Source organism: Devosia sp., assembly GCF_965229025.1.
Lineage (GTDB): Bacteria > Pseudomonadota > Alphaproteobacteria > Rhizobiales > Devosiaceae > Devosia_A.
Window position 1 is genome coordinate 2,442,100 of the sequence record NZ_OZ245853.1, and the last position, 16,197, is coordinate 2,458,296.

The following is a 16,197-nucleotide window of genomic DNA, read 5'->3' on the forward strand; positions in this document are numbered from 1 at the left end:
AATTGCATGAACGACAACGAGCAACTGGCTCTCAGCCTCACACCCGAGGCTGCGCTCACCTATTTGACCGAGCGCGCCGTGGCGCTGCTGGCTGCGCATGCGGGGCGCGTCGCTATCGGCCTCACTGGCGGGCCGGGGGTCGGCAAGTCGACGCTTGCGACGCAACTGGTCGATCGCGTCAATGCCACCCAACCCGGCATCGCCGCCTATGTGCCGATGGATGGCTTCCACATGCTGCACGCCAAGCTCGAGCAATTGGGCACCGTCAAGGACAAGGGCGCTCCACACACGTTCGAGGGCGCAGCGTTCGCGAGCTTTCTTGCGACCCTTAAAGCGGCGACCGGTCCGGTGCATGGGCCGGGCTACTCGCGCAAGATCGAGGACGTGGTCCAGAACGCGTTCATAATCCGTTCAGAGGCAAGGCTATTGGTTGTCGAAGGCAATTACCTGCTGCTCGCCAACTCCCCCTGGTGGCAGATCAAACCGCTGCTCGATCTCTCCGTGTTCATCGATGTGCCGCGCGAGTTGGTGCGGGCCCGGTTGATGCACCGCCACGCGGAGGAAGGCCTGTTCTCCGAAGAGCGAAATCGCGAGCATATCGAACGGGTTGACCTCGCGAACTATGATCTCATCCATCGGTCGCGCCCACGCGCCGACCTCGCCATCGACCTCGTCGTCGAGCGCTGACTTGACCCGGCCCACCTACCCTTTCGAGGTCCGCTCCCGCGACCTGTGGGCTATAGCCCTCCCCGCCTCGGTGGCCTTCATCACCGAGCCGCTGGCGGGCCTCGTGGACATCACGGTTATCGGGAGGCTCGGTGACGCGGCGCTTCTGGGCGGCGTAGTGATCGGCGCGCTGGTCTTCGACTTCGTGTTTTCGCTGGCCTATTTCCTCCGCACCGGTACGGCCGGCCTCACCGCTCAGGCGGTTGGCGCGCGTGACCGGCGGGATGGATTGCTGCACGCCGCACGGGCCATCGCGATTGGCGTGCTGGTCGGCCTCGCCATGATCGCTCTGGCCGGACCGTTGTTTTTCCTCGCTAATCTTGCCATCTCACCTGATCCGGAGGTGCAGTCGGCGTTCGCGGACTACTTCCATGTTCGTATCTGGGCAGCGCCGTTCGCGTTGGTGAACTACGCGCTGCTGGGCTGGTTCTATGGCCGCGCACAGGCCCGCACCGGCATGCTGCTGCAACTGCTGATCCACTGCACCCATATCGTGCTCTCGATCAGTCTCGTCTACGGTGCCGGCCTTGGCGTCGCCGGTGTGGCGATGGGAACGCTGGTGGGCGACGCCGCTGCCTGCGTGGTGGGGCTTGTGCTCGTGATCCGCCATTTCGGCGGGTTCGGGCAGTTGGTCACGCAACTTCTGCCGGTCGACCTGCTCGATGCCACGGCGCTCCGCCGCATGTTCGGGCTCAGCCGCGACCTGATGATCCGGTCAATGGCGTTGATGGCGGTCTATGGCTATTTCGCCGCGCAGGGCTCGCGGATGGGCACCGTGCCGCTGGCGGCAAACGCTATCCTGCTGAACTTCCTCATGCTTTCCGGGTTTTTTCTCGATGGCGTGGCACAGGCAGCCGAGCAATTGTGCGGCAAGGCAGTGGGGGCGAATTGGCGCCCCGCGTTCGATCGCGCCTACGGCCTTGCGTTCCGCTGGGGCGCGCTGATTGCCATCATGCTGGCGCTGATCTGGTTTGCGGCCGGGTGGTACATCATCGATTTCATGACCACGAGCGAACCGGTCCGCGAATATGCGCGCGGCTTCCTCTGGATCGCAGCGCTCTCATCGATCACCGGCATGCCCGCCTTCGTCTATGACGGAATTCTCGTCGGCGTGACGCTGAATGTGGTGATGCGCAACGGCATGGTCCTGGCGCTGCTGGTGTTTCTGGCTTCGGCCGTCGCACTGCAGCCGCTGTTTGGCAATACAGGGCTGTGGATGGCCATCCACATCTTCTTCACCGCCCGGGCGATGATCTACTGGCTGGCGCTCGATAAGCGCAAGGCGGCGCTCTTCGCTTAGAGAGACGCCCGGCCTGCTGCCCAGTCGTCTGTCTTCTTGCCGGTCAGTTGCGATACAGAGGTTGCGCCTTCCGCCCGCACTGCTGCTGTCAGACCGCGCTTGATACGCTCGAGCAGATCGAGCCCGCCGAAGACCAGTGCCGAGTAGAGCTGGATCGCATCGGCGCCGGCTTGGAACTTCGCGACCGCGCTTTCGGGCGAATGGATGCCACCGACCCCGATGATCGGCAACTTCCCCACCCGCTGGCGCATCAGGGCGAGCCGCTGCGTCGAGAGGTTGAACAGCGGCTTGCCGGACAACCCCCCGGTTTCATTGGCATTCTGCATGCCCAGCACCGGATCGCGGCTGAGCGTGGTGTTGGAGATGATCAGCCCGTCGAGGTCGCTGGCGAGCACCACCCGCGCGATATCATCGAGCTGGCGCTCATCGAGATCGGGCGCGATCTTGAGCAGCACCGGCACCCGCACCTTGGCTTTGGAGCGCGCTTTCAGCACCGCTGCCAGCAGCCGCGTCAGCGCCTCGTCGGCCTGGAGATTGCGGAGGCCAGGCGTATTGGGCGAGGAGACGTTGATCGTGAGATAGTCGGCGACTTCAGCAAAGCGGATGACGCCCTTGACGTAGTCGGCGACGAAATCCTCGGAGTCCTTGTTGGCCCCGATATTGACGCCCAGTACAGCGCCGACATGGGCGCCCTTCAGCCGCTGGAAGGCGGCCTCGTGGCCTTCATTGTTGAAGCCCATGCGGTTGATGACGCCTTCGGCTGCGGCGATGCGGAACAGCCGCGGTTTGGGGTTGCCGGTCTGCGGGCGCGGCGTGACGGTGCCCACTTCGACCATGCCAAACCCCATACGTGCCAATGGCTTGGGCACTTCGGCATTCTTGTCGAAGCCGGCAGCCATGCCGACCGGATTGGCGAGGTCGAGCCCGCACAGACTGGTCTTCAGTTCGGGCGGATCAGCCCCGTCCTGCTCGGGTGCCAGACCGAGCCGCAGAGCGCTGATGGTGGCGCCATGGGCGATCTCCGGGTCCATCTTCAGCAGCGCCTCACGCGAGAGGTTCTGCAGCAGCGGCAGCTTCAGGAAGGGCGAGAGGCCTGAAAGGATCATTTCACCCACTCCGGAAGCGTGACGCTGCCATCGGCTGCCACCGAGATGGTCGCCGTGTTTCCAACGAGGCCCATCGGCAGGTCGCCAAACAGATGCGGGAAGAGTTGCCCGCCGCGTGAGGGCTCCCAACGGAGCGCGCCGGAGACATCGGCGCTCGCCACCGCGAACAGCACAAGATCTGCCTCGCCCGCAAAGTAGAGCCGCAGCGTTTCACGTAACTGATCAGCCGTCGAAAAATGCAGGTACCCATCGGCGTGGTCCACCGGCATGCCCAGGAATCGGCCTGCTGCGCGGGACGCCTCGAACACGGCGCCCGTGGTGACCTTGTAGATATTGTTAGGATGCTGCATCGGTGCGACCAGTTGAGAGCACCCCGATTTGGGGTTCGGGCGGACCCTAGTGACTTGCCTAAATGATCACAAGTTCAGCGCGCGGCTTTACGTGCGGAACGCGGTCGGCTAGATAGGACTTGTGTCTCCGTCGAGACAAATTTCCTCTGAGGAGTTCGCGCCTCCGCATGGTCTCGCATATCGACATCTGGAACGCGATCGACGCGGTTGCGGAGCGCCATGGCCTGTCGGCCTCGGCGCTGGCGCGGCTTGCCGGTCTCGATGCCACTGCGTTCAACAAATCCAAGCGGGTCAGCAAGGATGGGCGCGAGCGCTGGCCCTCGACCGAGAGCGTTGCCAAGGTGCTGGAGGCGACGGGGGAGAGCTTTGACGCGTTCCTCAGCAGCGGCGGCGCCTATCTGCAGGTGCCATCTGAAATGGCGCGCCCGTCGGTGCCGTTGCTAGGCCTCGCGCAGGCGGGGTCCGGTGGATTTTTCGACAGCGCCGGGTTCCCGATGGGCCAGGGCTGGGATGAGGTGCCGCTGCCGTCGGCCACCGAGGATGGCAGCTACGCGCTTGAAGTGTCGGGCGATTCCATGTTGCCGTTGTATCGCGATGGCGACATCATCGTGGTGTCGCCCACCGCGCAGGCGCGCCGTGGCGACCGTGTGGTGGTGCGCACGCGCGATGGCGAAGTGCTGGTCAAGATCCTCCACCGGCAGACCGCCAAGCAGGTGGAACTGCACTCGCTCAATGCCGCGCACGCGCCCCGGATCATCGAGGCCAAAGATATCGAGGGCATGGGGCGGATCATCTGGGCGAGCCAGTGAGCATGCCCCAGGCAGCGCCGCGGATAGCAGAAGCGGGTCCCGCAGATCGGGACGACTGGCTTGAACTGCGGACGCTGTTGTGGCCAGGGAGCCCCGACGACCACCCGGGTGAGATGGAGGCAATCCGCGTCTCTGACGACCTGCTCTGCGTCATAGCACGAGGTGCTGATGAACGCGCCGTCGGCTTTGCCGAAGCGGCGATCCGCCGCGACTACGTCAACGGTTGCGATACGTCGCCGGTGGGCTTTCTCGAAGGCATTTTCGTGCGCCCGGAGGCTCGGCGGCTTGGCGTCGCACGGGCGCTGGTCGCGGCGGCAGCAGACTGGGTGCGCAGCAAGGGGTGCAGCGAGTTCGCGTCCGACGCGGAGATCGACAATCTCGACAGCCACAACATGCACAGCGCGCTCGGCTTTGTTGAAACCCAGCGCGTTGTGTATTTCCGCCAACGGCTCATACCGACAGGGCATTGAGACCTACGCGGTTGCGACAGCCTCAATGGCTTTGCGTCTGACTGTCGTTGCGGGTTGACGCTTGCCGCATGAGTGACGCATTGCAGCGACATGTACAGCAGACAGGCCCAGACAATGACCCGCTCGGCGGCACTAGCACAGACGTTTCGTCGCCGTGTCGCAACCCTTACAGGTGCGATCCTGATTGGACTGGTAGCGCTCGCCTTTGCCTACATGGCGGACGCTGCGCAGCGCGCTTTCGCGGGATTTGCTGTCTCGTTCAGTTGGACGACGCTTTTTCTGACGCCATGCGGCTTTGCCGCCCTCGTTTGGCTGACCCGCCGTTGCGCGCCAGACGCGCGGGGATCCGGTATTCCGCAGGTGATTGGCGCTGCCCAGTTCCACCAGCCGGAGCTGTCACCCATGCTGTCGTTGAAGACGGCTGCGTTCAAGCTCGTGATGACAATTGCTGGCCTGCTGCTGGGGGCATCATCGGGCCGCGAGGGGCCGACGGTTCAGATCAGCGCAGCCTTGATGACCGCGGTTCATCGGCTGTTTGGCGTGCCGCTGTCCGCGGCAGTGGTGATTGCAGGTGGCGCTGCAGGCGTTTCCGCCGCGTTCAATACGCCCCTCGCCGGTATCGCTTTTGCGGTCGAGGAACTGGCATCTGCCTATGAGCAGCGGCTGACGCTGTTGGTGATGGCCGCGGTGATGATTGCGGGTCTCGTTAGCCTCGGGCTCGCAGGCGACTACGTCTATTTCGGCGCTCAGCATGAGACGTTGTCGATCCAGTCGGGCCTGTTGGTCATTCCGATTGTCGCAGTCATTGGCGGGATCGGTGGTGCTCTGTTTTCGCGGGTTGTGCTGTTTGTTGCCACCGGCACCGCAAAGATACTTGGACCGGTGCGGCGTCATCCGGTGCTGTTCGCCGCCTCTTGCGGTGTGATCGTTGCAATCATCGGGATTGCAACGGGCTCAACCTGGGGAACCGGGTACGAGCCGGCGCGAACTCTCATTGAAGGTGCCTCACAGCCGATATGGTTCGCGCCCTCCAAATTCCTCGCGACCCTCGCCACGGCTATCAGCGGCATTCCGGGCGGTATCTTTGCGCCGTCGCTTTCGGTCGGCGCAGGTCTCGGCGGGCTCCTGGCACCACTATTCGGCGGCATGCCGCCGGGGGCGATCGCGCTCATCGGCATGACCGCTTATTTCGTTGGTGTGGTCCGGGCTCCGCTGACATCGGTCATCATCATCATGGAGATGACCGATAGCCACGCCATGTTACTGGCGTTGTTTGCAACCGCGCTCATCGCCGAGGGCGTAGCCGCAATCGTTTGCAAGGAGCGGCTCTATCACGGCCTCTCCAAATCCTTCCGGCCCAAAGCCGATGAAAATCGAGCCGATCCCGTCGCTAAGACTTGATCAGCCTGCTGGCGAGCGCATCTGCGATCAGCTTGCGGGTCTCCGGAACGCCATAGAGCGCGATGAACGAGCCGAAGCGCGGACCTTGTTCAGCGCCGAGCAGCACTTCGTAGATGGCGCCGAACCAGTCGCGCAGCGGCACGAACTGGTGCCCGTTGCCCACGGCATAGACGATATCCTGCAGTTCCTTGTGGCCGAGGGCGTCCTGGCCTTCGAGCTGATCGGCAAGGTCCTGCAGGGCGGCTCGTTCCTTGTCGGTGGGTGCGCGGAAGCTCTTGGTGGGCAGCACCTCGTCCTGGAAGTAACGCACGGCATAGGCAGCGAGCCGGTCGAGCTCTGGATTGGTCGCAGCCGTCACGCCCGGCATGCGACGGCTGAGGTAGCCCCACATCACCGAGACGTCATGCGCATTGGAAGCGGACGCGAGGTTGAGCAGCAGCCCGAAACTGACCGGCATATCGAGCACGGGCACTTTGCCCGAGTGGATATGGAAGGCCGGGTTGTCGAGCGCCGCCACGGCGTCCTGGCCGCTATAGCTCGCGACATACTGGTAGTAGTCGTCGACGGCGCGCGGGATGACGTCGAAATAGAGGCGCTTGGCCACCCGCGGCTTCTGGAACATGTAAAGCGCGAGGCTCTCGGGCGAGGCATAGGTCAGCCACTCATCGATGGTCAGGCCATTGCCCTTGGACTTCGAGATCTTCTGGCCGTTCTCGTCGAGGAACAGTTCATAGACATAGTGCTCGGGCGCCACACCACCGAGGATACGGCAGATCTGGTCGTAGATGTGGGCGTTGGTCTGGTGGTCCTTGCCGAACATTTCGAAATCGACGCCAAGTGCAGCCCAGCGCATGCCAAAATCCGGCTTCCACTGCAGCTTCACATGCCCGCCGGTCACCGGCAGGGTGGTCTCGGTGCCATCCTCATCGTCGAAGGTGATGGTGCCCGCCTTGGCATCGACGTGCTTCATCGGCACGTAGAGCACGCGGCCACTTTGCGGCGAGATCGGCAGGAACGGCGAATAGGTCGCCTGCCGCTCCGGCCCGAGCGTGGGGAGCATCACCGCCATGATCTCGTCGTAGCGCTCGGCGGCGCGCAGCAGGATTGGGTCGAACTTGCCAGCCTTGTAGTATTCGGTGGCGCTGGCGAATTCGTAGTTGAAATTGAAGGTATCGAGGAAGCGCCGCAACATGGTGTTGTTGTGGTCGCCAAAGCTCTTGTAGTCGCCACCAAACGGGTTCGGCACCGCGGTCAACGGCATCTGCACGTAAGGTTCGAGCGCGGCGCGATCGGGGACGTTTTCCGGGATCTTGCGCATCCCGTCCATGTCATCAGAAAAGCACAGCAGCCGGGTCGGGATCTCGTCGCGGGTCAGTAGACGGAAGGCGGTCCGCACCATGGTGGTGCGCGCCACTTCGCCAAAGGTGCCGATATGCGGCAGGCCCGAGGGGCCGTAGCCGGTTTCGAACAGCGCCTCGGTCTTGCCGGTACGCTGCAGCCGCGCGACGATTTTCCGCGCTTCCTCGAACGGCCAGGCGCGCGCCGTTTGTGCGGCGTCGAAGAAGGCGGGGTCGAGGGTCGGCAGCGGTGCGGACACGGCAAAGGCCTTGGGCTATGGAGGTCTGGAAGGCCGCTCAATTGCACCACGCGTAACGTCCCGTCAATGGCGGCACGTTGGGGCGGCACGTTGGGGCGGCACGTTGGGGCGGCACACCCCAATGCTTGCCAAGTGGCGCGGTGCTCCTTAGGTATGCGGCACTTCGCTTGCCCCAGAGGTTGCCATGGCATTGTCCACCCAGGACGCACTGATCTACGTGATGGTCGTCACCGCTTCATCCGATGAAGGGATTTCCGACCACGAACTGGCCGTGATCGCCAGCCTGATCGAGCGTTCACCGGTATTCGACGGCTTCGATATTGCCCGGCTCGAAAAGGTCGCCAACGACGCCGTCGACGAGACCAACAAGACCGGCCTCGACGGGGTGCTGGACTTGGCATTCGCCGCGATCCCGAAGCGGCTGCATGACACGGCCTATGCCCTCGCCGTCGAGGTGGCCGTGGTCGATGTGCAATTGCCGCAGGAAGAACTGCGGCTGCTGGAAATGGTGCGCGACCGGCTTGAGGTTGACCGGCTGGTGACAGCGGCGATCGAAGCCTCGGCCCGCGCCCGGATGCGCAAGGCCTAGCAGGGGCGGAGCTAGTAGAAGCTCACCGGGAACCAGCGCAGGAACAGTTCATCATAGACGCCTGAGCGCTTGAGCCGGCGCAGGCCGTAGTCGATGGCGAGCCGCACGGCATCGCGGCCAGCGGGGACGGCGATGGTCAGGCCGCCACCGAAGAGGTCGGGCCGGAAATAGGGCTCACCGGCGAAGTCGCAACAGCCCTGGTTGTCGTTGAGCCAAAAGGCAGCGCGGAGCGCGTCGCCGAAATAGGCATCGGCCTTGCCCTGTTGCACCGCCTCGAGCGCCAGGGGTTCGCTGTCGAACTCGACCAGCTTGGCATCGGGCAAGTAGCGCCGCATGAACTCGGCGTGGGCGGAGCCTTTGCGCACGGCCACCTGCTTGCCTGCAAGCGTTGAGGGCACGAAGCCTTTGGCGGCCGCAACGGTGGTGACGAAGCGGCCGGGGAGTTCGAGATAGATCTGCGAGAAATCGAACGTCGCCCCGGTTTCGGGTGTCATGGCAAGTCCGGCGATCAGCGCGTCGCCCTGGTTGTCTTCAAGTGCCTTGGCCGCCTGCTCCCAGGGCCAGGCCTGAACCGTGCACGCGACGGAGAGATCGGCGCAGATAGCGCGCGCCAGATCGACATTGAAACCAATCAGTTCGCCCTTGTCGTCGCGGAAGTTGAATGGGGGAAAGTCCGCGGTGGTGAGAAAGCGGATTGTGGGGACCGACGACAGGTTAGGGACGATTTCGCGAGCGCTCGGATCGGCGTGATAGGGCAGCGCCTGGGCGAGCGCTGCGGCCGGCACGGCAAGCAACAAGGCGAGGGCAAGGGCTAAGGCGCGCATGGGCATCCGGCAACGAGGTACCGGCTTATCGCTCAATTCGCGGCCAAAGGCGAGAGGCGCGGCACGCTGGCCTCAGGTCCGCATTCTCAGTTGACGGCACGCTCATCACTGTCACTAATATGCTTACAATTTTCTCTCTATTGATCGCATCAATATTGGTGAACCTGATGTCGCAGGCAAAGCTACTGCTGGCATATGTCCTTCGCGACCAGTTGCAACACAGTGGTGACGTTACCAGTCACCTTGAAGCCGCGCTTGAGCTCGATGTCGATCCTTTGGATTACTGCTCTAACCGGTTTGAGCTGGGTGAGCCCGAGGTCATGGAGCGGGCAGCGGCATGGGCTGGACTTGCCTTTGCTCCGGGCATTCCAAATACGCTCCCTGGCAGCCCGATCATCCAGCGCATCGACACTTTGGGCGAAATCCGCACGGTCAGGGCACGATTGTTCGACCGGGAAATTGTCTATAGTGCACCGCGCTTTACGCAATTTGTGAAGCTCCGGGAACAGTTTGAGCGGGACCCGGCGTTCAGGCGCCATCTGTGCGTGGTCCCTGCCTCGGCCATTCGGGCGCAACTCGCCGAGGACTATCAAACGAGCTTACTCGATGAGGCGCGGCAGCGGCTGGTGCGGCGCTGGCCCCGCGCCACGGGCGGGCTCGATCTCTCAAAGTGGGCCCGCGTGGGGTTTGTACTGGGGGTCATCGGACTGCTGCTTGTGGCTTACTTGGCACCCGTGCTGGCGCAACCCGTGCTGGTGCCGTTGCTTGGTGCTATCCTGTTGCTGCCCGCAGCCCTGCGCCTCTGGGCGGCTCTTGCCCCTCTGCGCGCGCAAGAGGTGGTTCCGCTGCTCGAGGACAGCGAACTCCCGGTTTACTCGATCCTGCTGCCACTTCGCGACGAGGCGGCGATGGTGGGGCAGTTGAGCACCGCGTTACGGGAGCTCGATTACCCTCCAGAAAAGCTGGATATCCGCTTTGTCGTCGAAGCGCGCAGCAGTGCGACGGTGGCCGCGGCAGTGGCTGAACTCTGGGACCCACGCTTTGAGCTGGTGGTGGTGCCTGACGCGAATCCGCGCACCAAGCCGAAGGCGCTCAACTATGCGCTGCCATTGGTGCGGGGCACATTTCTGGTAGTTTATGACGCCGAGGATATCCCCGATCCTGGGCAATTGCGGCTGGCGGCAAGTACCTTTGCCGTGCGACCCGAACTCGACTGTCTGCAGGCCGAACTGACCATCGACAATGCGCGCGAAAGCCCGATCGCTGCGCTGTTTGCGGGGGAGTATGCGGGGCAGTTCGGGCTGATGCTGCCGCTGTTGGCACGGCTGGGCTTTCCCATGCCGCTGGGTGGGACGAGCAACCACTTCCGGCTCTCGGCGCTCCGCCGCGTTGGGGGGTGGGACCCGTTCAATGTTACCGAGGACGCCGACCTTGGGCTGCGCCTGGCGCGGCTCGGACTCAAGACCGAGACCATTGCCAGCCAGACCCGGGAAGAGGCGCCGATTTCGGTGGGTGCCTGGCTCAAGCAACGCACCCGATGGATGAAAGGCTGGATGCAGACCTTCATCGTGCACAACCGCAATCCATTGGAATTACTTCGCGATTTAGGGTGGCGCGGCTTTTTGGGGTTCCAAGTCTATGTTGGCAGCATGATCCTGTCGGCGCCGTTGCATTCGATCTTTCTGATCAGCTCGGTGGTTTCTGGCTTTCTGCCGCACCGCACGGCGACGTTCAGCGCGTGGGATCTCGCGACGGCAGCAGTAATCTTTGTGGGCTATGGCGGGCCGGCTGCGCTTGTCGTGGCAGGCCTGGCGCGGCTTGATCGCCGCGACCTGCTGCCGCAGCAGTTATTGCTGCCGATCTACTGGTTGCTGCACTCGGTGGCGGCGGTGCGGGCGCTGTGGGAGTTACTGACGCGACCGTATTTCTGGGCGAAGACTGAACACGGGCGAACGCGCGCAGAGCGTTCAGGCGCTGTACCGCGACATCCCAAGGTCACTGACATCGATCTCGGGCGTCCGGCCCGAAACGATATCGGCGAGCACACGGCCGGAGCCGGCGGCCATGGTCCAGCCGAGGGTGCCGTGCCCGGTGTTGAGGTAGAGGTTTGAGTACTTCGTCTGGCCCAAAACAGGCGTACCATCGGGTGTCATCGGCCTGAGGCCACACCAGAAGATGGCCTTGCTGGCGTCACCGGCTGCCGGGAACAGGTCACGCAGCGAGCGGTCCAGAGGGCCGCGCCGCGACGGATGCAGCGTCAGGTCGTAACCGGCGATTTCGGCCGTGCCGCCAACCCGGATGCGGTCACCAAGGCGGGTAGTTGCCACCTTGTAGGTCTCGTCCATCACCGTCGACACCGGGGCAACGCTCTCTTCGGTGATCGGGACAGTCAGCGAGTAGCCCTTGATCGGGTAAACCGGCAGAGTGATCCCCAACGGGGCGAGCAGTATCGGCGAATAGCTGCCGAGGGCGACGACATAGGCATCAGCGGTTTCGAGCCCAGTATCGGTCTCGACGCCGGTCACCTCACCGGCACTGGTATTGATGCGCTTGATGGTGACGCCATAGCGGAACTTTACGCCCGCCTCGGTCGCGAGCGCCGCGAGCCGCTCGGTGAACATGTTGCAGTCGCCGGTCTCGTCATTGGGCAGGCGCAGGCCACCGACGAAATCCGTTGCTGCGTGGGCTAGCCCCGGTTCGGCAGCGACACAGCCCGCCTTGTCGAGCACTTCGAAGGGCACGCCGTATTGCTTCAGGACGGCGATATCTTCGCCAGCGTGATCCATCTGGCTCTGGTAGCGGAAGAGCTGGAGCGTACCCTGCTGCCGGCCATCGTAGGCGATGCCGGTCAACTGCCGGAGGCTGATCATGGCGTCGCGCGAGAATTCGGCGAGGCGCACCATGCGGCCCTTATTGATGGCGTAGGCCCTGTGGGTGCAGTTGGCGAGCATCTGCAAGCCCCAGATCCACATTTTGGGGTCGAGCTTGGGCCGCAAGACCAGCGGCCCATCCTGCATCAGCAGCCACTTGATGGCTTTGACTGGCACGCCAGGGCCGGCCCAGGGTGAAGCATAGCCGGGTGAAATCTCGCCGGCATTGGCAAAACTGGTCTCGAGGCCGGGGCCGGGCTGACGATCGATCACCGTCACCTCGTGTCCAGCACGCGACAGGTAGAACGCCGAAGTGACGCCGATCACGCCACTGCCCAGAATGAGGATTTTCATGGCACTCATGATGCCGCGTTGGGGCAAAAAAGCAAGGCGACTGAATGGCACGGCATTCCGGCGCCTGCCTTCGGTTCTCGAAATTTCCTGCGTGATTTATGCAGCTGGCACGTGGTAGCTGTCCGCTATCGAGGGCCCTAGCTCGGGCGCCTTTTTCCAACAGCAAATTGCGAGTTGTCGTGCGCGTCTTCACCGCCGCCCTGGCCACAGAAACCAATACTTTTTCCCCCATCAGCATCGACCACCGCGCCTTTGAAGCGTCGCTCTATGCGCCGCCGGGCCAGCACCCGGATACGCCGACCCTTTGCACCGCACCGATTACGGTCGGGCGCGAAGTTGCCAAGGCCGAGGGCTGGACGGTGATCGAGGGGATGGCCTGCTGGGCAGACCCAGCTGGGCTGATCAACCGCAAGACTTATGAGCGCCTGCGCGATGAAATCCTGGCGCAGTTGCAGGCAGCGATGCCGGTCGACGGTGTGGTGCTGGGGCTGCATGGCGCCATGGTGGCGGATGGTTATGATGACCCGGAGGGCGATTTCCTGTCGCGCGTCCGCCAGATTGTTGGTCCCGACATCCTCGTCTGTGCCGAACTCGACCCGCACAGCCACCTCACGGCCAAGCGCGTTGCGGCGGCAGACTTCTTTGTTGCCTTCAAGGAATTCCCGCATACCGATTTCGTCGACCGCGCCCGCGACCTGTGGCGCATTGCCGTGGACGCCCTCAAGGGCAATGTGAAGCCGGTGATGTCGACGTTCGACTGCCGCATGATCGACGTGTTCCCGACGTCGCGCGAACCGATGCGCTCGTTTGTGGACCGGCTCTTTACGCTCGAAAAGAGCGACCCGGACATCCTCTCGATCTCGGTGATCCACGGCTTCATGGCTGCCGACGTGCCCGAGATGGGGACGCGGATGATCGTGGTCACCGACGGCAAGCCGGAAAAGGGTGCGGCGCTGGCTGAGAAGCTGGGCCGCGAACTGTTTGCCATGCGTGGGACGTTCATGGTGCCGCAGCTCGATGAAAAGGCAGCGGTGAGCTCAGCGCTCGCGGCGCCCAAGGGGCCGGTGGTGATTGCTGACGTGTGGGACAATCCCGGCGGCGGCACGGCGGGCGATGCCACGGTGATCCTCACTGAGCTGATGGCGCGCGGCGCCACGGATGTTGCCGTCGGCACCATCTGGGATCCGATGGCGGTTCAGATCTGCTTTGCGGCTGGCGAAGGCGCAGTCATTCCCCTGCGGTTCGGTGCCAAGTCTGCGCCAGAAACAGGCAACCCGATCGATCGAAGGGTGACTGTGCGGAAGCTTGTCGCCAATGCCGAGATGAAGTTCGGTGAGAGCATGGCGCCGTTCGGCGATGCCGCCTGGATCAGCTTTGACGGGATCGATGTGATCCTCAACTCAACCCGTGCGCAGAGCTTTGACCCGAGCCTCTTCAGCGCCCTGGAGATTGATCCGACCTCACGGAAGATCCTGCTGATCAAGTCGACGAACCATTTTTTCAGCTCGTTCTCGAAGATCGCGTCCCAGATCATCTACTGCTCGGCAGGACACCCCTACCCCAATACGCCGGCCACGACCGACTACCGCAAGGCGCGGCGGACGATCTGGCCGATGGTGGATGACCCGTTTGCTGGAGAGACCGCCGCCTGACGGCGTTCAGTCTGCCCAGTTGCCGTACATGATCGGCATCAGGCCGACGAGTGCGCTGAAGCGCGTCCATGACTTGCGTTCCGGAACGGTCCAGCCTGTTTCGGCCACTGCCGAGAGGCGCGGGAAAACCAGCCGGTCGAAGATGGCGCGGTCGACCATCGGTTCGGACCAGATGCAGGACTGGACGCCGAGCAGGTGCTTCAGTTGGTCGGGACCCATGCCCTCGCGCGGCTCGAACTCGTAGGTCTCTTCCGGGCCTGACCAGCCGGCCCAGCTGGCGCCCGGCTCCGCCCAGGAAAGGCCATTGGCCATGTCGAGATAATAGCGCTGGCCGGGGGCGACGACGATGTCGTAGCCTTCGGCCGCGAGCGCGGCGTTGATTTCGACGTTGCGCCAGCCGACCAGATAGCTGTTCGACTTGTTGACGGCGTTGCCGTGGGCGGCCTCTTCCCAGCCGCCAGTGATGGCACCCTTTGCGGCAATCATGGCGTGGACACGCCTGATGAAATGCGCCTGGAGGATCGCGGTGGGCGAGTCCTCAATAGCATCGGCGCCGCCGTGGTTGCCCGTGGTGTTGGTCAGCCCCTCGTGGCGCTTGCGCATTTCGGGACCGGCGAGTTTTTCGAGCAGATTCAGCGCCAGTGGCGAACCTGACCAGGCGGCCAGTGGCACCTCGTCGGCGCCGAGGTGGAAGATGCCGCCCGGAAAGAGCTCCAGCACTTCACCGATCACGGTTTCGAGGAAGGTGTAGACCGGCTCGTGAGCGGGGTTGAGGCAGTTGTTGGGGAAGCCCTGCACCGACTGATATTCGCCGGTCTCGTTGGGATCGCGCAAGTGCGGCAGCGCCTCAAGAAGCGCGTAGCAGTGGCCGGGAATATCGATCTCCGGCACCACCTGGATGCCGAGACTACCAGCCAGCGCCACAATCTCGCGGACCACGGCCTTGCTGTAATAGCCGCCCGTCGGCTCCGGTCCGCTGCCGAGCATGGGCGGCAGGGCAAGGCCTTCGCCGCGCCAGGCACCGATGCGGGTGAGTTCGGGGTAGGCATCAATCTCGAGCCGCCAGGCCTCATCCTCGGACAGATGCCAGTGGAACCGGTTCATCTTGTTCCAGGCCATGATCTTTAGCAACTGGCTGACCTCGGCGCCGGTATAGAACTGGCGCGCGACGTCGAGATGGGTACCGCGCCAGACAAAGCCCGGCGCGTCGGTGATGGTGCCGCCCACCGGGAACACAAATGTGTTTGGGTACTGTTTGGCGCCACGAAGGACCTGGCCGAGCGTGATCAGCCCATAGAGAAAGCCGGCATGCGCGGAGGCGGTGATGGTGACAGCGTCTGCTGCGAAGGCGACCTGATAGACCTCCTTGCCCAGTCCCGCCGCCGCCTTGAGATGGACCGGGAAGCCGCCCTCGGCCGTCGGGCGCACAAGGGCTTCGACCGGGAAAAGATCGGCGACCAGTTGAGTGAAGGCGGTGACGGCGGCGCTCGCCTCTGCCCCATCGGCGATAAGAGTCAGACCTGCCGGCACGGTGCGTGCGCCGGACACCGCAACCTCCTTCGGCCAGGGAATGATCGACACCGGCACCGGCGCCTTGGCCGTAACGGGGAATCGCGCAGCGCCCTTGAGCAGGGGGGCATTTGCGGCGGTTGACCGCGTCGGAGTGGTCACCACGGGGAGCGTGGTGCCATCCGTCAGTACGACATAGGCGGTGTTGGCGCCGTCGCTCCAGTGCTGCAGGCCATAGGAGAGGCCGCGGGCGACGATCTCCCAGGTGGCGCCGGGTGCCAGCACGTAGCCTGCAGACGGTGCAAACAGCGAGTGGTTGGAGAGCCGCTTTTCGAGCGTTCCGCCCTCGACTTCGGCGGTGAGGTCGATGCGGGCCGGACCGCTGAGGCCGAGCTTGAAGCCGCTAATCGGGCTCGTCCCGTTATTGGTCAACTGGATGGTGTAGGAGAGCGGCAAGCCCTCCTGAGCGGGAGTCCAGATGGTCGCGAGGTGCAGTACGGGGCCGCTGGTCATGATTGGATCCTGGTCAAGTCGAAGGGAAAATCAATCCCCGGGAGGGGCGTCGCCGTTGCTGCGGCTCCTGGTCTTGATTGCAGGCTAGTGAAGTGTTCTGCAGGCCGCGTCGGTGCGTTCCCGGTGC

Annotated in this window: 13 protein-coding genes and 1 pseudogene; 8 read left to right on the plus strand and 6 right to left on the minus strand. The window is 63.7% G+C overall.

From position 1 onward, the window contains the following. Nucleotides 1–6: 6 nt before the first annotated feature. Both ACO06J_RS12005 and ACO06J_RS12010 read left to right on the plus strand, forming a co-directional pair. Nucleotides 7–687 carry a nucleoside/nucleotide kinase family protein gene (locus ACO06J_RS12005; protein ID WP_421760952.1) on the plus strand — a complete coding sequence of 227 codons (681 nt, stop codon included), beginning with the start codon at nucleotides 7–9 and terminating at the stop codon, nucleotides 685–687. Between the two features lies 1 nt (nucleotide 688). Beyond that, entirely contained in the window at nucleotides 689–2,026 is a 1,338-nt protein-coding gene (locus ACO06J_RS12010) for an MATE family efflux transporter (protein WP_421760953.1), read from the plus strand. Here ACO06J_RS12010 and ACO06J_RS12015 read toward each other — a convergent pair. Continuing rightward, nucleotides 2,023–3,132 carry a quinone-dependent dihydroorotate dehydrogenase gene (locus ACO06J_RS12015; RefSeq protein WP_421760954.1) on the minus strand — a complete coding sequence of 370 codons (1,110 nt, stop codon included), beginning with the start codon at nucleotides 3,130–3,132 and terminating at the stop codon, nucleotides 2,023–2,025. The two genes, ACO06J_RS12010 and ACO06J_RS12015, sit on opposite strands and share 4 nt — an antisense overlap. Continuing rightward, the gene (locus ACO06J_RS12020) at nucleotides 3,129–3,482 is read right to left on the minus strand and encodes a DUF952 domain-containing protein (RefSeq protein ID WP_421760955.1); all 354 of its coding nucleotides are present in this window, start codon (nucleotides 3,480–3,482) and stop codon (nucleotides 3,129–3,131) included. Before ACO06J_RS12020 ends, ACO06J_RS12015 begins: the two co-directional genes overlap by 4 nt. A gap of 167 nt (nucleotides 3,483–3,649) precedes the next feature. Between ACO06J_RS12020 and ACO06J_RS12025 the strand changes: the two genes are divergently transcribed. The 3 genes from ACO06J_RS12025 to ACO06J_RS12035 all read left to right on the plus strand — a co-directional run bounded on the left by ACO06J_RS12025 (nucleotide 3,650) and on the right by ACO06J_RS12035 (nucleotide 6,162). Continuing rightward, nucleotides 3,650–4,291 (plus strand): S24 family peptidase, encoded by a 642-nt coding sequence (locus tag ACO06J_RS12025; protein ID WP_421760956.1) that lies wholly within the window; start codon nucleotides 3,650–3,652, stop codon nucleotides 4,289–4,291. Nucleotides 4,292–4,293: 2 nt separating this feature from the next. After that, entirely contained in the window at nucleotides 4,294–4,761 is a 468-nt protein-coding gene (aac(6'), locus tag ACO06J_RS12030) for an aminoglycoside 6'-N-acetyltransferase (RefSeq protein WP_421762498.1), read from the plus strand. A 114-nt stretch (nucleotides 4,762–4,875) separates the two neighbouring features. Continuing rightward, entirely contained in the window at nucleotides 4,876–6,162 is a 1,287-nt protein-coding gene (locus tag ACO06J_RS12035; RefSeq protein WP_421760957.1) for a chloride channel protein, read from the plus strand. Here the strand turns inward: ACO06J_RS12035 and ACO06J_RS12040 are convergent. Next, on the minus strand, nucleotides 6,152–7,759 hold the full coding sequence (locus ACO06J_RS12040) for a lysine--tRNA ligase (protein ID WP_421760958.1): 1,608 nt from the start codon (nucleotides 7,757–7,759) through the stop codon (nucleotides 6,152–6,154). The genes ACO06J_RS12035 and ACO06J_RS12040 overlap by 11 nt on opposite strands. 184 nt (nucleotides 7,760–7,943) lie before the next feature. On the opposite strand from ACO06J_RS12040, the gene ACO06J_RS12045 reads away from it, so the two are divergent. Next, nucleotides 7,944–8,348, plus strand: coding sequence for a tellurite resistance TerB family protein (locus ACO06J_RS12045; RefSeq protein WP_421760959.1), 405 nt, complete (start codon nucleotides 7,944–7,946; stop codon nucleotides 8,346–8,348). An 11-nt stretch (nucleotides 8,349–8,359) separates the two neighbouring features. On the opposite strand, the gene ACO06J_RS12050 is transcribed toward ACO06J_RS12045, so the two are convergent. Further along, complete coding sequence (locus tag ACO06J_RS12050) at nucleotides 8,360–9,172, minus strand: transporter substrate-binding domain-containing protein (protein WP_421760960.1); 813 nt, start codon at nucleotides 9,170–9,172, stop codon at nucleotides 8,360–8,362. Nucleotides 9,173–9,492: 320 nt separating this feature from the next. On the opposite strand from ACO06J_RS12050, the pseudogene ACO06J_RS12055 reads away from it, so the two are divergent. Continuing rightward, a pseudogene (locus ACO06J_RS12055) lies at nucleotides 9,493–10,854 on the plus strand (glycosyltransferase family 2 protein); the annotation flags it as partial. A gap of 285 nt (nucleotides 10,855–11,139) precedes the next feature. Here ACO06J_RS12055 and ACO06J_RS12060 read toward each other — a convergent pair. Next, the gene (locus ACO06J_RS12060; RefSeq protein WP_421762499.1) at nucleotides 11,140–12,396 is read right to left on the minus strand and encodes a D-amino acid dehydrogenase; all 1,257 of its coding nucleotides are present in this window, start codon (nucleotides 12,394–12,396) and stop codon (nucleotides 11,140–11,142) included. 179 nt (nucleotides 12,397–12,575) lie between these two features. Here ACO06J_RS12060 and ACO06J_RS12065 point away from each other — a divergent pair, with 179 nt between their 5' ends. Then, a complete protein-coding gene (locus tag ACO06J_RS12065; RefSeq protein ID WP_421760961.1) occupies nucleotides 12,576–14,048 on the plus strand; it encodes a M81 family metallopeptidase in 1,473 nt (490 codons plus the stop codon). Between the two features lie 6 nt (nucleotides 14,049–14,054). Here the strand turns inward: ACO06J_RS12065 and ACO06J_RS12070 are convergent, their stop codons facing one another. Next, complete coding sequence (locus ACO06J_RS12070; RefSeq protein ID WP_421760962.1) at nucleotides 14,055–16,070, minus strand: beta-N-acetylhexosaminidase; 2,016 nt, start codon at nucleotides 16,068–16,070, stop codon at nucleotides 14,055–14,057. Nucleotides 16,071–16,197: the final 127 nt, after the last annotated feature.

Coding starts and splice junctions, on each gene's coding strand:
- ACO06J_RS12050 (WP_421760960.1), bottom strand. CDS start 9,172: ATGCGCGCCTTAGCCCTTGCCCTCGCCTTGTTGCTTGCCGTGCCGGCC.
- ACO06J_RS12015 (WP_421760954.1), bottom strand. CDS start 3,132: ATGATCCTTTCAGGCCTCTCGCCCTTCCTGAAGCTGCCGCTGCTGCAG.
- ACO06J_RS12045 (WP_421760959.1), top strand. CDS start 7,944: ATGGCATTGTCCACCCAGGACGCACTGATCTACGTGATGGTCGTCACC.
- ACO06J_RS12020 (WP_421760955.1), bottom strand. CDS start 3,482: ATGCAGCATCCTAACAATATCTACAAGGTCACCACGGGCGCCGTGTTC.
- ACO06J_RS12060 (WP_421762499.1), bottom strand. CDS start 12,396: ATGAAAATCCTCATTCTGGGCAGTGGCGTGATCGGCGTCACTTCGGCG.
- ACO06J_RS12025 (WP_421760956.1), top strand. CDS start 3,650: ATGGTCTCGCATATCGACATCTGGAACGCGATCGACGCGGTTGCGGAG.
- ACO06J_RS12070 (WP_421760962.1), bottom strand. CDS start 16,070: ATGACCAGCGGCCCCGTACTGCACCTCGCGACCATCTGGACTCCCGCT.
- ACO06J_RS12005 (WP_421760952.1), top strand. CDS start 7: ATGAACGACAACGAGCAACTGGCTCTCAGCCTCACACCCGAGGCTGCG.
- ACO06J_RS12035 (WP_421760957.1), top strand. CDS start 4,876: ATGACCCGCTCGGCGGCACTAGCACAGACGTTTCGTCGCCGTGTCGCA.